The 15,765-nt window shown below is 49.8% G+C and carries 9 protein-coding genes; all 9 read left to right on the forward strand.

The window, feature by feature from the left end; genetic code table 11:
* Positions 1 to 77: 77 nt before the first annotated feature.
* The 9 genes from FH974_RS25235 (at position 78) to FH974_RS25275 (ending at position 15,763) form a co-directional block, all read left to right on the forward strand.
* Positions 78 to 5,519, forward strand: a complete 5,442-nt coding sequence (locus FH974_RS25235) for an Ig-like domain-containing protein (RefSeq protein ID WP_207104370.1) — start codon at positions 78 to 80, stop codon at positions 5,517 to 5,519.
* A gap of 132 nt (positions 5,520 to 5,651) precedes the next feature.
* Positions 5,652 to 6,335 carry a thioredoxin fold domain-containing protein gene (locus FH974_RS25240; RefSeq protein WP_207104371.1) on the forward strand — a complete coding sequence of 228 codons (684 nt, stop codon included), beginning with the start codon at positions 5,652 to 5,654 and terminating at the stop codon, positions 6,333 to 6,335.
* Between the two features lie 19 nt (positions 6,336 to 6,354).
* On the forward strand, positions 6,355 to 8,814 hold the full coding sequence (gene traC, locus FH974_RS25245; RefSeq protein ID WP_207104372.1) for a type IV secretion system protein TraC: 2,460 nt from the start codon (positions 6,355 to 6,357) through the stop codon (positions 8,812 to 8,814).
* Positions 8,811 to 9,152: a hypothetical protein gene (locus tag FH974_RS25250; protein WP_207104373.1), complete on the forward strand. Its 342-nt coding sequence runs from the start codon at positions 8,811 to 8,813 to the stop codon at positions 9,150 to 9,152. Before traC ends, FH974_RS25250 begins: the two co-directional genes overlap by 4 nt.
* Positions 9,136 to 9,648, forward strand: a complete 513-nt coding sequence (lepB, locus tag FH974_RS25255; RefSeq protein WP_207104374.1) for a signal peptidase I — start codon at positions 9,136 to 9,138, stop codon at positions 9,646 to 9,648. Before FH974_RS25250 ends, lepB begins: the two co-directional genes overlap by 17 nt.
* On the forward strand, positions 9,608 to 10,960 hold the full coding sequence (locus FH974_RS25260; protein WP_207104375.1) for a TrbC family F-type conjugative pilus assembly protein: 1,353 nt from the start codon (positions 9,608 to 9,610) through the stop codon (positions 10,958 to 10,960). Before lepB ends, FH974_RS25260 begins: the two co-directional genes overlap by 41 nt.
* Positions 10,953 to 11,981 carry a TraU family protein gene (locus tag FH974_RS25265; protein WP_207104376.1) on the forward strand — a complete coding sequence of 343 codons (1,029 nt, stop codon included), beginning with the start codon at positions 10,953 to 10,955 and terminating at the stop codon, positions 11,979 to 11,981. Before FH974_RS25260 ends, FH974_RS25265 begins: the two co-directional genes overlap by 8 nt.
* Before the next feature lie 591 nt (positions 11,982 to 12,572).
* Positions 12,573 to 14,267: a dynamin family protein gene (locus FH974_RS25270; RefSeq protein WP_207104377.1), complete on the forward strand. Its 1,695-nt coding sequence runs from the start codon at positions 12,573 to 12,575 to the stop codon at positions 14,265 to 14,267.
* Positions 14,264 to 15,763 carry a dynamin family protein gene (locus FH974_RS25275; RefSeq protein WP_207104378.1) on the forward strand — a complete coding sequence of 500 codons (1,500 nt, stop codon included), beginning with the start codon at positions 14,264 to 14,266 and terminating at the stop codon, positions 15,761 to 15,763. The genes FH974_RS25270 and FH974_RS25275 overlap by 4 nt, the downstream gene beginning before the upstream one ends.
* The last annotated feature ends 2 nt before the right edge of the window (positions 15,764 to 15,765 follow it).

A 15,765-nucleotide genomic window follows, 5' to 3' on the forward strand; every position in this document is an offset into this window, starting at 1 on the left:
ACAATCGCAACGTCCATGAGCAGTCATTCTCCCAATACTGAGTAACCTATCTGTGGTTATAACCACGGAGAAATACAATGAGAAGATGGCGTAACGGGGGATTGGCGATAGCAATAGCGCTTGCTGTTGCCAATTCCGCCCATGCAGAGCTATTACAGTTGGATTACATCGGTGCTGATGGTAAACAACATTCACAACCACCAACAAATTTAATCTTCAATCCGCAAGGACAGATACAATTTGCCCTCAGTGCAGGCATAGACCGCAAAGTACGAGTGACACTTGTAGGCCAAGACGGTGAAGAAATTGAATCAGCGACCAGTAAGCTTCTGGGCTCGTCAGATCGCATCACCATAGAAGGTAAAAGCTACTATGGTTCATTTTTGAATCTCGGTAGCCCTGTTGATGGCACTTACTACTTTAAAGCTGAGATATTATCCGCCTCAGGTACAGTGGTACAGTCAGATTTATATCCTGTCGAAGTAGATACGGTGCGGCCCGTTATTGATAGCGAAATCAAATGGGTCAAAAACGGTTACGAGTACGGTTCGGTCGATTTGTTTACAAACGGCCACTCAGGTAAAGAACTACGTCTTGAACATGTTTATGACGCGAATGGACTGAAAGACGCTACCTTCTTTACGGTAGATGCTAATGGCGTACGTAGGGAAGCCCCAGCGCGGCTCGATCCCAAAGAGGGAACGGTCACGATTGATTTAAGTATTGCTGGCGGTGAGGCTGTAATGCCTCATGACCGAAGTGAATACACGATCGGATTCAAGGTGACTGACACGGCTGGGAACAGTCAGGAACGAACGCATGTATCGCAGGTTGATAGGGTACTTCCGGAAGTATGGCTGGATGTATATGACACTGAGAAACAGGCCTGGACTCCGTACGAAAGTGGCATGGTTGTTTATTCCAACCCTGTAAAACTAAGGTACAAAAGAAAAAAAGCTGATCACGTCGAATTTAATGGAAGCGATTTTGGGTGGATCGGTAACTACACAACCTACGATGATGAATATACTTACACCCCCAAGGATGTGTTGTTCCCTCAAGTGCGCTCCTATTTTCACTTTCACACCAAAGCTGGGCATTATTCAACACACCGCTACCCTGCTCTCCAATTCACCTATGCTGACTCGTTTGAAAAAGCGTCAACACCTACCGCGATTCACTACAAGTTAGCAGGTACTGATAACTGGGTAGAACATTCGACACCAAGATACAACAAGCCTTACGTTATTGAAAAAGTCCGGATGTTTGCGGAAGCGCGACCATTTCGACAACGTGCATGGATTAGTGTTAACGACGGTGAATGCTATATCGAAGTTGGCCAAACGTCGTGTGAAGCAGACGTAACTATCGAACGTTCAAGCGGGCGGGGTTATTCACCATATCCTTTTTACGTGGGACGTGAAAACAAATCTGACGGCGTGCATGGTGGATATTTGTATGTATATCATGATTTTACACCACCAAACATTGAATCGGTAATTATCGATTCTGAAAAATCAGTCCTTACAGGGCGTGTGGTAGATAACGATACTATGAATAACTGGCAAGCTTCGATGTGGCACACATCGAAGTTCAGTGCGTCGGCATTTGACCAAACTACGCAAAAGACTGTGAATCTGGAACAGCGTGATTTGATAAGTTCAGATTACCGGACAAAGTACGTTAGTTATGATCTGTCTGGCTTGGAAGATGGGAATTATCGGTTCACCTTCTCTGCCACTGACTCTTATGGCAATCAATCTGTAGAAACCTACCCCGAGATGGTGACGATAGATAAGACAATGCCTGAGTTAATGGTGCATGCCCCGAGTACGATCAGTTCACTCGATGATATCACCATCACCCTGAGTGACGGGGTTGACCCAGCCCCACAACTTACGGCGATCCGTCTTGCTGGTGGCCCCTCACTGGATGATGTCCAGTTGTCCTGGCGTAGTACCGGTACCAACACTTACATGCTGGAGTATCCGGTACTTTTCCCCAGCCTCAAAACGGGCCAGGAATATCAGCTGACGGCACTGGCCAGTGATGCCCAGGGGAACATCGCCGAGCAGAAGGTGACGTTCGATTATTCCCCGCCACGGGTTGAGCTGAGTTACGGGGTCGATGGCAAAGTCCTGATCCCTGCTGTAGCGCAGGCGGTCCGGCGGAATGACGGCACCAAGGTGATCACGTCGGAGCCATACCAAATCGGGTCAACCACCATCGGTGGTACCTACCCGATCACCGCGACCCTCTCCAGCGACACGGAAATCCCGCTGACCATCAACGGTGTCACTCTCTATCCGGGCGATACCCACACGGTTGACCCGGCCTACAACTTCGGCCGCAATGCTGGACGGCTGTCATTGGATGTCGCCCCGGTTGAGGGCGAACAGATGCTGGGACAAGCCAATATATTGTTCACCACCACGGCCCCGAACGCGCCGGTACTGGTGGCTAACGTCCAGACTTGGAAACCGGCCATTGAGGTGGCCACCAACAGCGACCAGATCCGGCAGGGAATAGATCCGGTGACCCTCACAGCTCGCGCCCTGCCAGCCAGCCAGTGTCGGGTGACCGGTGATCCGGCGGTGGCCATGAAGAGTGATGTCCTGCTCAGGCCTGTGTGTCTGGTGAAGTGGGTGAACCTGCCGCACGGCATGGCAGCCGACGCCAGCAAGGCCGAAGCCCACGGCAAGCTGGTACGTGCCGACGCCCATGACCTGATGCACGAGGTGTACCTGCTGTCGGGCAACGGCGATGAAATCCTGCTGGACAGCCAGCTGCACACTCTGCAGGCGCAGCCTGCCGACAACAGCGTAGTGATGGCTCCGGCCAGCCCCGAGCAGCTGGAGAAAGTGAACATGGTGATTCAGGATATTCTGTTTACCAACAAGGTCACCAGCGACGGGGCACGCTGCCGGATCACCTTCGATCAAACTGAAGCGGTCAGTGCGGCCCCGAACAGCCACACCGACAACCGCATCTGCCTGTTTGAATGGACCGCGATCCCCGATGGGCTGACCCAGGTTGATGACGTGCCGAGGCCTGAGCTGGAAGGCCGGATTACCGAGGCCGGCGTGTATCCGGTGTCGTGGCAGCTGACCCTGTTTGCCGACGCGCAGACCCCGGTGATGGTTGCCAAGCAGACGTTTGACCTGACGGTGGTCGAGCCGCCACTACCCAACATCGGCGTTAAAGGGGTTTTTCCGCCGGTAAACGAGGAAGAAGGGATATACCTGATGGAGATGGCCGGCGGCAAGTTTGCTGATGTGCTGATCGACATTGTGGGCAGTGCTTTTGACCTGTCCGTGCAGGTTGGCAACGAGCCGGCAGTGGTCGAGTCGTTCCCGCCGTCAACGGGTACCCGGGCCGTGTCCCGCCGGATAGACCTGCCGGAAGGCAAGCTGTGGCAGGCAGTGCCGGTGACGGTGACGGTGAACTACAGTGAGATCCCGTCGTTGAAGAATACCCGTGTCCTTCACGCCTATTACCAGTCGCCGGGCAACATTAAGCCGGTGATCATGACGGAGACCGACACGGCGGTGGACAACGCGCCGCTGACACTGCAGGTGGGTATCCGTGACAACTACCGCCAGCAAGACCCGTACAATCCCGACACCATGGGGGTATGGGACGTCAAACTGGTGCGTGAAATGAACTACAACCAGACCGAGGATGTCACGGACTGGACACCAGCGCCGAGCGGTGATGTCAGTTTTGATGTTGATACCTCCCGTTTCGGGGACTCCGCCAGTGTCCGCCTGGTGGCGATGGCCAAGCTACGTTCACCTCTGGAAGATGAAGGGTTCGAGCGTATCGAGCGAGGTCACCGTACTGCGTTTTTCAGTGTGCTCAAAGGCACCGCGGTAAACGGCGAGGTACAGGTAGTGCGTGAGTCCGGGGTGGCCCCGTTTACCGGAATTTTCAAGATCAAGCTGGAAAACTACAGCGATAACCGCGCCGCCGGTACGGTGGTCTGGGAGGTGTCGTCAGACGGCGGCAACCGCTGGGAGACATACGAGCCGGCCGACCGCTATAAGATGCAGTACCGGCGGGTCTTCGAGCGGGGCAGTTATCTGGTCAGGGCGAAAATCGTCAACGCCAACAGCGGCATCGAGCAGTACACGAACACCGTCAACGTGGTGGCGTATAACGGGTACGAGCTGGATGTTGAGGGGCCGCGTTCGTTGTTTGCCACCGCCACGGGCAAGTTCACGGCAGTCGCCAAGCTGGACGGGGTGGCAGTGGAGCCGTCCGAAGTGAAGATCGAATGGTCGCACGACGGCGGGAAGACCTACACATACAGCGGCCCGACCCATAGCATCACGAGCAATGAGCTTGGGCGCCTGAAATTGTGGGCGCGGGTGAGGGACATCAACGCGCCGGACGATGACCGGGGGGCCTGGCAGGAGTGGCGCAGCTCGGTGGAGTTCAACAAGTTCAAGTCACCACGGGTGCGCCTGAGCGGCGAGCGGGTGGTTGAGGTCGGCAAGACGTATACGTTCACGGCCCAGACCAGCCTGCCATACAACTACATGAGCGAAACGCTAGTCGGGCGGTTCACCCTGCCGGATGGGCGGACTGTTGTTGGGGAAAGTGTGGAGTACACGGTGCGGGAAGAAGACCTGCAAGACCGGTACCTGCAAATTGGGTATGAGGCGGAAATCGTCGGGTACGAGGCGCAAACCGCCACCACCGTGACGCACCGAGCCCGAGCCTGGCAATACGTCTGGCCCAACTTCAGCCTGAGCCTGCGCAGCAGCGCCGCGGTGTACCCGGCCACGGTGACCGCGAGCATCCGGCCGATCGGCTTCAGCGGCAAACTGGAAGATCCGAGCTATCGCTGGCAGTTGCCGGAAGGGGTGAAGATCATCGACCAGCGTCGTCCGGAAACGGTGGTGTTTGAGGTGAGCGAGGCGGTAGACGGAGAAATCAGCGTCCAAGTGGGGGATAGCCGCCTGCATGAGACGGTGAAGACCGAGCCGCTGGTAATCGGTGAGCCGGAGCCGTATCAGGTTGCCCTGAGCCTGCATGCTGACAACCCGTACATGCGAGCCCCGCTGGGGATCCGGCTGCGTAGCCAGATTGACGGTGGCCATCCGCGGGACCGCATCGCGCAGTATGTGTTTGCGGTGAACGGGGAGGAAGAAGTGGGCAACAGTGGCTGGAAGAGCCTGACGCTGCCCGCCGGTACGCACGACATCAGCCTGACGGTGCATAGTCAGATGGGCAAGGCCGTGACAGAAACGGTTCGGGTCGAGGTGGTGCCGAACCAGCCACCGGAGTGCCGTTTGGAAAGCCGGGAGTCGTTTGGCTCGGTGATCTCCACGGCGGTATGTGATGATCCGGATGGACGGGTCCGAAACTACGCATGGGAGGTCGATGGGATACCATCGGTGGTTAAGTCGAGCCGGCTGTCGGTGTCGCTGCGTAACCACGGCGGGGTAGTGCCGCCAATCTGTGTGGTGGCCACGGACGATGGCGGGGCCGCATCAGCAACCACCTGCCTGTAAGAGACGCAAATAATGGAAAAGGGGCCGAAATGGCTCCTTTTTTATGTTTATGCCCGAAAAAGGGAAATCCACTCACCATTAAAAGGAATCAGTCTGCTGAAATGGAATCATTGAAACTACTGGGAAACTATGATGCAAAAACCATTCTCGGCTATTTGGCTGACTCTTTTATTGAGTTTGACCACCAGCGCAAGCTTTGCTGCAAAACAGGAATATAAGTCGGAAGACATTGCTGGTCCATTTCGTTTGGTTGAAACCCAAAATGGGTTAGTCATGATGTCTACTAATGGGCGATTCGTTCTGAAAGGACAGCTGTATGATGCGTGGAAAAAGGAAGAAATAGAGAGTGTTGATCAATTATCACTGAATAATAGCCAGATACCCCTCCGAGAAATGAGTATCGATTTTTCATCCCTGAACTCGTTTTTAACCGGCAACGTCATGAAGCCTAATGTGGTTATCTTTGTCGACCCGCTTTGCCCTGCATGCCACCAGCTCCTTGAGCAAACAGAATCACTTAATGACGAATACTCATTTACATTCGTCGTTGTCCCTGCTTTGGGTGATAAATCCAACGAATTGGCCTCAAAATTTTATTGTGCGACAGATAAAAATGAACGTGTAACAGCATTTAAGAACAGCAGTTTAACCAACCTCATTCAACAAGTTGATTGTGATAAGTCCGGATATACGCAAACGTTAATGCTCGCCCAAATAATCGGTGTTAATGGCGTACCAATGATCATCGCGCCTGATCAAACAATAGGAAGGGGTGTACCAGATAACCTGGCCTTATGGCTAAAAACCCGAAGTTAAATCGCTAAGGAGAAAAAACATGGTTGTTAGTATAAGGCGAAAGCTTGATGAGGCTGTGATTGATCAGCAAGAACGTGCGGAAAGCTTATTTCCTCCACAAGCTTATAATGAAAAAGATCATTTATTCCTTTGTGATGATCAAACAATCGGGTTTGGTTTTGATTGCCAGGTATTGTGCGGGTGTGACAGTAAGACGCAAGAGCGGATTAATGCATTAATCAATATGAATTTCCCGCCAAATACTATTCTGCAAGTATGCAATTTTCGTAGCCCAGATATTGTGTCGCAACTCTATGCTATGCAGTCCATAAGGGATAAATACAATCACAAAATTTTGGATTCTGTTGTAGCCGAGCGGGTTAAGTATCTAAACCGATGTACTGAAGAGAAGCTGATTGCAAATTTACCCAGCGGTGGGAGTTTGGATCTTGGGTTGTTTCAGGATACCAAGCTGATCATTTCGGTGAAAATTCCAATTAATAAAATCAATAACCCTACCGATGCGGAAATCGAAAAGGCTAAAGATTTAGCCAACAAAGTAAAATCATCTTTGAAAACCGCACAACTTGCCCCACGTATTTTATCAGCTCAGATGTATGTCCGGATTATGCAGACAATGCTTAACTGGGGGCCAGACGCATCATGGCGTCACCATTACACGACATGGGACAAGCATGCCCCGTTGAGCGAACAAATATTAGATTACGGTACGGACTTTGAAGTCGATAAAAATGGCATTCGAATTGGTAACCAATATGTCAAACTGTTGTCTGCCAAAAAAGTACCCGAGGCTATGTATTTCGGTGATGCTATAGCCTATGCCGGCGATATGGAAGGGGCCAATAACGCTCTCAAAGAAAACTATATGGTTGTTACCAATATTTTCTTCCCTGAGGCTGAAAAAACAAAAAATGCTCTTGAAACGAAGCGTACCGCGACAGTGAACCAAGCCAGGGGCCCTTTGCTTACTTTTGTGCCTATCCTTGCTGATAAAAAACGTGATTTTGACATTTTATATGAATCGTTTAAGAACGGTGCCAGGCCGGTACGAATCAGCTACAGCTTAGTCATTTTTGGTAAATCAAAGGAAGAAGTAAACGCTGCAGCAACTGCGGCCACTTCTTACTGGCGAGAGAGCCAGTTTGAAATGATGGAAGACAAGTTTGTTTCGCTCCCTCTGCTCATCAATTGCTTACCGCTGTGTACTGACCTCAAAGCAGTCAAAGATCTTTGGCGGTACAAAACGATGAGCGCAACGCAGGCTGCCGTATTGATACCCATCTTTGGCGAATGGAAAGGCACAGGCCAATTTTACTGTTCTTTGATTTCTCGCAACGGGCAATTGATGTCTTTATCGCTCCACGATGCGCCTACCAATAAAAATTTTGTGATTGCGGCAGAGAGTGGAGCCGGTAAATCATTTCTTACCAACGACATTATATTGGCTTATATGTCAGAGGGAGCCCAAGTTTGGGTTATTGATGCCGGTAAGTCATACAAGAAGCTTTGCAAAACTTTTGATCAGGATAGCGAGTTTATCGAGTTTTCCGAAGAAACGGATATCTGCTTAAACCCATTTGAACATATTGAAAACTATGACGATGAAGAAGATGCCTTGGTCACTATGGTCGGTACCATGGCTTCAGCTAAAGGCCTTTTGTCAGAATTGCAAACATCTGGTCTGAAGTCAATCATGACAAAGCTTTGGAGTGAGCATGGGAAATCCATGAAAATAGACATGATCGAAGAGGCTTGTCTTCAAAGCGATGATCCCCGTATCCGTGATATTGGCACCCAGCTATTTGCTTTCACATCGAATGGCTCATATGGCAAGTACTTCGCCCGCAAGAACAATGTCAAATTTACCAAGCAACTTACTGTCCTCGAACTCGATGAACTACAAGGACGTAAGCATTTGCGTCAGGTCGTGTTGCTGCAGTTGATTTACCAAATTCAGCAGGAAGTATTCCTGGGGGAACGCAATCGCAAAAAAATCTTAATCATTGATGAAGCGTGGGATCTGTTGAAAGAGGGTGAGGTTGCGACATTTATGGAACACGCTTACCGAAAATTCAGGAAATATGACAGTTCGGTTGGCATCTGTACCCAGTCAATAAACGACCTTTATCAGAACGCTGTCGGCCAAGCGATAGCCGAAAACTCAGCCAACATGTATTTGCTCGGTCAGAAAGAGGACACGATTGAAAGCGTGAAAAATGAGAAGCGCCTTGCTTTAAGTGATGGCAATTTCAAACTGCTTAAGACCGTTCACACTGAGCCAATGGCTTATTCTGAAATCTTTGTTAAGACAAGCAATGGTATAGGAATCGGACGCCTGATTGTAAGTCCATTTCAACAATTATTGTATTCGACCAGGCCGGAAGATACAGCCGCAATCGAAGCTTATACCAAGATTGGAAAATCAGTGCCTGAGGCGATGAAACAGGTGCTCCTAGATAGGAATGAGAGACTGCAATGAACCGAACTTTAAAGCTCTTGATAGCTAACACTATTATTGTCAGCGCCGTTTGGGTCGGACTCATATATTTATATGTTCAACCAAAATTTGATGCTGTAGACATGGCGATTAATGATCGCCCCCCTGTTGCAGTTGTAGATTTCATCAGTCTGGCCTTAGCTCACGGGGGGAAGCCTCAAGAATTGGATCAATTCATGGTTAAGGGAGTAGAGGCTGTAGAACGGTTGCGGCTTGCCGGGTATCTCGTCATCAGTGGATCTTCTGTGTTGGCAGCTCCCGAAGCCATTAAAGTGACTGAAGATATGATAGAAGGACCAGTCAATGAAGCTGATAAATAAACGTATGAGCTGGAAGTTATATTTGTTGTTGCTGACCATTGTTTTTTTATTGATTTGGCAATTTTGGGTGTTCTTTCAAAATAATTATCGCATCGGTATTGATACCCAATTAGAACAAAGTCTTCCTGGATACCATGTATATTTGACCGACTTGAACGACAAAGAATTAGTAGTCGGCAAGGTGTACCAATTCCGGACAAAAGGTCTATCCCCATTCTATTCCGACGGGGAAAAAATGGTGAAGTACCTTCGTGCGATACCTGGTGATGAAGTTTCAGTCCAGAGCGGAACAATTACTGTCAACAATAAGCAAGTAGCTTGGGGACTTGCACAGTCAAACCGACTTGGTGTTGATGAAAGTCACTTTTATGGAAAAAAAATATTAGCAGCTGGGGAATATTGGTTTCTTGGTACGCATATGAATAGTTTCGATAGTCGGTATTGGGGAAGCGTAAATGAAGATCAAATTGTTGGTCGTGCTTATCCGTTGTTTTAGTACAGCGGCCATAGCAATGAACGCGGTATCCGCGTTGGCTAATGAAAGTACGAATCAAGAGGTGAGCAGAGAGTTGATTAACAGCGTAGTCGAAGCGGCCGCTGCAGGCTCAGGGTCTGTGAATACAAATATAGGCGCCCAGATTGACTCCGATGTCACGCTAAAAATGTTAGAGGACGTAAAGTCACAAGCAGACATTGCAGAACAAACTTACCATTCTGACACTGCCCAAATGGGGGATGACGCAAGATTTAAGTCAAATGAGCATAAAGACATTGCCAACCAGATTTACAAGAAAATGCAGGGACAAGTGGAAACACTTAATGCTGGGCCAGAGTATGCTGGTTTAATGAATGATCAGCCAACGACGGTGATTTTTGGCTCACAAAGCATGTCTGGTTTGCGGTCACTGCTTGAAATGGCATCGGGCGAAGACGATGTTCTTGTGATTGTGCGAGGCATACCAGAAGGGACAGATATTCCAACTGGCGTTATGGGCATTCAGAAAATGGCAGGTGAATTCAATCCTCCAGCTAAAGTACTGTTGCTACCGAAGTTATTTGAACAACACTCAATCACTCAGACTCCGGTCATTATGCGGCTTGATGGAGATCCAACCTCACCGAACACTGAGCCTAAAGTGATCGCTCGTGCTGATGGTATATCGAACCCAATTTGGCTGAAAGAGCAAATTACTTCCGGCAAAACGGGTCATTTAGGTGTTTTCGGACCTTTGGAGGAAATCAAGGAACGAAATATCAAAGATGTCATGAAAGAGCGAGCAGCACAAATAGACTGGGCTGCAAAAAAGGCTCAAGCCTATAACCGTTACTGGGACAAAGCGAAATTTACAATGCTGGGATCGGCACCAGTGGACAGGGTAAGGTTGCTCACCCCCACTATTCGTGTGAAGAAAGATATATTGGATCACAATGGCACCATAATCACCCCCAAGCAAACAATCAACGCGTTGGAAAAAAGACCCTTTACACAGGCGTTGCTGGTTTTTAACCCAACGATTAAAGCTGAAGTTGAGTTCATAAAGCACAAAATTCGTCACTATAAATATCAGACTAATATTACCCGCGTCGTTGTCGTAGCAACCGAAATAGACCGAGATCAGGCTTGGGATGGGTATAAATCTCTAAATGACTACCTTGATCATCATGTTAATTTGCTTACGCCAGACATTACAAAAAGTTTCAATATTGAGTACACACCAACGGTGGTGACGGCAGATAACGAAAAAAAAGAATTTGTTATTTCCGAATTTGCAATGATTGGAACAATGAAAGGGGAAGAGGATGATTAAGTTCAAAATGACGATGTTCAGCATAATACTTCTGTTTGGATCGTCGTTTATGACGAAAAGTGCCTTGGCAGATACTCCTGGGTGTGTCGACACGCAAATTCTTGGCCCTAAATTGATAACGGACGTTTGCTGGGACTGTATTTTTCCTATACGTGTTGCTGGGTTTGATATTTCTGGTTCTGCTAACAGTGCGCCGTCTAACGCGTCTAAAGGATGGGTATGTAGCTGTGAAGGAGATGGAGAGATTCCCAGAATTGGAGTACCGCTAAGTATGTGGGAGCCAGCAAGGTTGGTTGAGTTTCAAAGGGTGCCTGGCTGCATGGGGGCTTTAAATGGAATGACTATGGATGGAGCCTTTGACAGAGTGTTTCAAGGCGTCCACTCGACAGGCGAAACAGATACGGGGGATTCGTCGTTTACGCACTACCATTGGTATGCATTCCCATTGTTGATTATGCTGGACATGTTTGTGAATCGTGACTGTTCATCTGACGGCTATTCGGATTTTGATGTCATGTATTTCTCGGAGCTTGATCCGACTTGGCACAATGAAGAACTAGCGTTTTTCACACATATGGAAAGTGCTGCGGTGACTTCAGTTGCAGCGAGTGCTGCGTGCGTTGCTGATGCCGCAGCATCAACCGCAGGAAAACCTATCCAGGCGCTGTTTTGGTGTGCGGGGGCGTGGGGTAATCTCTATCCGATTGCTGGTGTTGATGCGGCACATAATGGTGTCCTCGACTTCACTTCGCTATACAAGTCACGCGTTTTAGCTGCATTGCATCGTAGAGGTTTGGCGTGGCGAACGATGGGGTCGGATGCCATGTGCCGAGGTAAAATCGATGTCATATTGCCTAAAACCCAGTATAAATTTACTTTGTTTCATCCAATTCCTGAAACGAAATCGTCGCATGTAATGGGCGAAAGTACCATTAGATGGGGAATCAACAGGACGATCCCTTCAGTTGGGGAAGACCCGACATATATGGTTTGGCGATGGAATGAGTGTTGTAATACTTAAAATGTCTGATTCATAGGCATCCTTTCATATGCTGGGTGCCTATGGAGCCAGTTCACCATGCCAATATTCCCTGCTTCGCTCTCTTGTAACTGTTGCTCAACAGAGCAAAGGCCTTGGCACAACTTAACAAGCAAGGTGCATGTTCTCTGGTCGTAAATCACAGCAGTAAATTTCTGAAGTGATTCTTTAAGGTGAACGCTACGACTTTTTCAAGACAAAGAATTAAAATAACTCGATTTTCTTCACTTTCCAAACCAAATCTAATGGATCTTACATGTGATTCTTTGGCATAGTTTCAACAGATAAAAAACTCAAAGCGACACCAAATGTCGCCTGCCATGTCAGACTAATAACGCAACAAAAAGAAATGGCCCAAGCACCGGGATAGAAAATGCCAACACAGCTGCCTTCTCTGCGCACAATGTGGCTGGAGAATAGCCTGCCCACCTGCGGGAGACGTGCTTCTGGGTGTACCTAGTCTGTGCCCACAGTGTGGTAACTATGACTTGCCATTCAGATGCTCATCTCTTCTGGATCCAGCTCGCCGAGTCCTGACATCTTCATCAAAAAAATAATATTGCAGAGGTACCCATGGCGAAGAATATTGCCAAGCCCGCGTTACAGGAAGAACTGTTGTATCAGGCACAAGACATAGAAGCCCTGTTACAACGCAATGAACTGGGCACTGATGCCTTTATCAACAAAGTAAATGAAGCGAAGCACTTCACTGTGCGTATTCCCCTGGTTGGAGCTTTCAGCAGTGGTAAAACGTCTCTCATTAATGCGCTGCTGGGGCAAAAATATTTTGCCGTAGAAGTAAACCCTGAAACCAGCCTGCCGGTAGAGCTGAGCTACGGTGAGCAGGTGGCCTTTACCGGTCATGGCATTCAGGGCAATACCTTAACCTACACACAGGAAGAAGTGCTGCAGCAAGCCTACGATGCCATCCTGCCCGATGGCTGGCTGGAGGCGCAGTTGCCTGCAGAGCAGCTTGCTCACTTTCCCTACCTGACTTTGGTAGACATGCCAGGCTGGGATTCGGGCATTAATCAGCACTCCAACGCCATTGACAGCTACCTTACCCGCAGCCTGGCCTATGCCATTGTGGTGAGTGTTGAAGAAGGCACATTACGTGAATCCATTCGAACTTTTTTAAAGGAGCTTGCACTCTTCCATATGCCAGCACTGCTTATTGTTACCAAAACTGATAAAAAGCCGGCTGAAGACATTAGCACCGTCGTTGAAAAACTGCATGCCGAAGCTACCGGTTTGCTTGGCCAGCCTCCTCTCGCCTTGGCCGTGGTCAGCGCTCGTAAAAAAAGAGTGGCAGAGTTTTCAGTAGCTCTTGCCAGCGTGCAAGACAAAATGGATGAACGCTTTCAGCAGGCCATATTGGTGCCGGTAAACGATCAGCTAAGGCAATTAAGCATTCGTCTGGAGCAGCTCAGCAACACAGAGAACCTGGACGCCGAGAGAGTTCGAGCAGAGCAGCAAGAACTGGATCAGAAAGCCGAACAATTCCGTCAGCGTCTGCAGTTGCAGGAGCAGCAACTGGATAAGGATCTGCAACAGGGCGTTGAACGTGTCATTGGCCATGTGCGCTCCCGACTGCTTAATAACACTCAATGCTTGGCCAATGATCTTATTTATGCATCTGGCCTTGAAGGCAACATTATGACCATTGTTCGGCTGGCATTGGCAGAAAGCGTGGAAAAAGAGTTTTCCGGTCACATCAGTCGCTACCTAAACAATGTGGCCAATGATGTTCCTCAGGGAATTACCGTCAGCAGCCAGTTCAATGCCAGTACCGATGGCTTCAAGATCTCCGACGATACATCCAACAACTTCACCACCACTCTGGTCAGCATGCTGCCGCTGATGATTCCTGCCATTGGGCTGCCAGTAAAAGTGCTGGGTGTAGTGGGTGCGCTGCTCACCGATATGGTTCGCAGCTTTTTTAACAAAACCAATAAAGAGCTGGAAGCAGCACGCAAGCAGGAAGCCGCCGAGTCCCAGGTTCGCAACCAGTGTATTCCCGCTGTCATGAATCAGGTGGAAGCTCAGCTACGCCAGCAAATTCAGCAGCAAGCCCAGAACATAAAAGAACAGGTTGCCAGCGAAACCAATACGTTTATGCAAAACAACCAAAACACTCTGAAAGAGTTGGAACGGCAACTACAGCAGGGTGAGGCGGCCTTTGAGCAGAAGCGTCAGCAATACCTCACCGACCTGGCCACCGTGAAGCAGTGGATAACCCTGTTTAGTACCAAGAAGAACGGCCAATGAGTTTTTCAGAACTTGATCCCGCCACGCTGAGCTGCCGATATCAGTTGCTCTGCCGCGCCAGTCATACTGATCCCGATGAACATCCGCTGCCACCGGCTATCAAGCAGGCGCTGTCGCAACTGGATGACCTCATTCATCAGGAGTTGCCGGAGCTGGCCCGCAAGGGCAGCCCGCATCACATTGCCGACCTGCTGGCCAACATGAGCCGGGAATATCAGCGTCTGGCAGCCTTTTGCGAGTTTCCGGAACTGGGCAGCAAGGTCGTCGTCGGCATTGGCGGTGCCTTCAGTACCGGCAAGTCGAGCTTTATTAATACCCTGCTTGGCGGCCCCAAACGACTGGCCACAGAAGTGGATGAAACTACTTCCCTGCCCAGCTACCTGATGTGGGGCGAACAAGAGCAGATCACGGCGCTAAATCTGTTTCATCGCCGGGTTGGTCTGAGTCAGGAAGAGTTTCTGTCGCTCACTCATGAAGAAAAAGTTCGTTACGGCAGCCAGGTAAGCGCCTTGCTGAAGTCAGCGTACCTCACCCTGCCTGAGTTTCCCTGGCGGAACCTCAGCCTGCTAGATACTCCCGGCTACTCCAAACCTGACGACGAGCGCGGCCACCTCAGCAGCGATGCCAACATTGCCCGCAGTCAGCTTAACGCCTGCCAGTATATTGTCTGGCTGGTGCAGGCCGATGCCGGTGTGATCAGTGAGAATGATCTGGCCTTTCTGGCCACTCTGCGTCGTGATATTCCGCTGCTGGTGGTCATTAGCCGGGCCGACAAAAAGCCGGAAGAAGACATTCAGGCTATTACCCAGCTGGTGCGCGATACTCTGGCTGCCCGGGGCATTACCGCCCTGGATGTGCTGCCATTCTCTAGCCGCAAAAAACGGCTCTATCCGGTAGAGCCCATTCAGGCCTGGCTGGAACAATGGGAACAAAGTCCTCAGGCTCCCACCTTTGCCATTAACTTCAGCAAGCTGTTTTTCAATTATCGTCTGTTCCTGGATCAGTGGCGTCGCCATGCCGGCCGCCTGCACAAAATTAACCGCATTCTGGCACTGGCCGACAATGACGTGCTGATAAAAGACGCTCACGATCTGAAAAGCATGGCTCAGCAAGAATGTGACCAGGCCGAGGAGCTGGGCAAAACCCTCACCGATATTGAGCGTCGCTTGTTTCAACAACTAAGGCTGGTGGCCGATGTGCTGAACATGTCCATGCCCGAGCCTGGTGCAATGGATTTGCTTCAGCCTGTAAATCAGGATCTGGCCGCCATGTTGCGGGAGCTTCGTGAACGCCGTGACTTGCCCGAGCTGGATTTAAGCAATGTCCTGCACGATTTGACCAAGGCCAGCACATTGAGCAATCTGGATAAGCTGCTGTTGCGCACCCAGCCTTATCCCGCCTTACAGGAACTCACCGAGTCACAGCCGATAACGCCACTGGTCGAGCAACTGCGGCAGCCAGCTTCCCCTTCTTCCATTGAAAATCTGTTGCCCTGAGG

The organism is Photobacterium ganghwense (assembly GCF_017329545.1).
Lineage (GTDB): Bacteria > Pseudomonadota > Gammaproteobacteria > Enterobacterales > Vibrionaceae > Photobacterium > Photobacterium ganghwense.

What these genes read in the sequence shown, in the direction of transcription:
- FH974_RS25235 (WP_207104370.1), top strand. Translation starts at nt 78, where the DNA reads ATGAGAAGATGGCGTAACGGGGGATTGGCGATAGCAATAGCGCTTGCT.
- FH974_RS25240 (WP_207104371.1), top strand. Translation starts at nt 5,652, where the DNA reads ATGCAAAAACCATTCTCGGCTATTTGGCTGACTCTTTTATTGAGTTTG.
- traC (WP_207104372.1), top strand. Translation starts at nt 6,355, where the DNA reads ATGGTTGTTAGTATAAGGCGAAAGCTTGATGAGGCTGTGATTGATCAG.
- FH974_RS25250 (WP_207104373.1), top strand. Translation starts at nt 8,811, where the DNA reads ATGAACCGAACTTTAAAGCTCTTGATAGCTAACACTATTATTGTCAGC.
- lepB (WP_207104374.1), top strand. Translation starts at nt 9,136, where the DNA reads ATGAAGCTGATAAATAAACGTATGAGCTGGAAGTTATATTTGTTGTTG.
- FH974_RS25260 (WP_207104375.1), top strand. Translation starts at nt 9,608, where the DNA reads ATGAAGATCAAATTGTTGGTCGTGCTTATCCGTTGTTTTAGTACAGCG.
- FH974_RS25265 (WP_207104376.1), top strand. Translation starts at nt 10,953, where the DNA reads ATGATTAAGTTCAAAATGACGATGTTCAGCATAATACTTCTGTTTGGA.
- FH974_RS25270 (WP_207104377.1), top strand. Translation starts at nt 12,573, where the DNA reads ATGGCGAAGAATATTGCCAAGCCCGCGTTACAGGAAGAACTGTTGTAT.
- FH974_RS25275 (WP_207104378.1), top strand. Translation starts at nt 14,264, where the DNA reads ATGAGTTTTTCAGAACTTGATCCCGCCACGCTGAGCTGCCGATATCAG.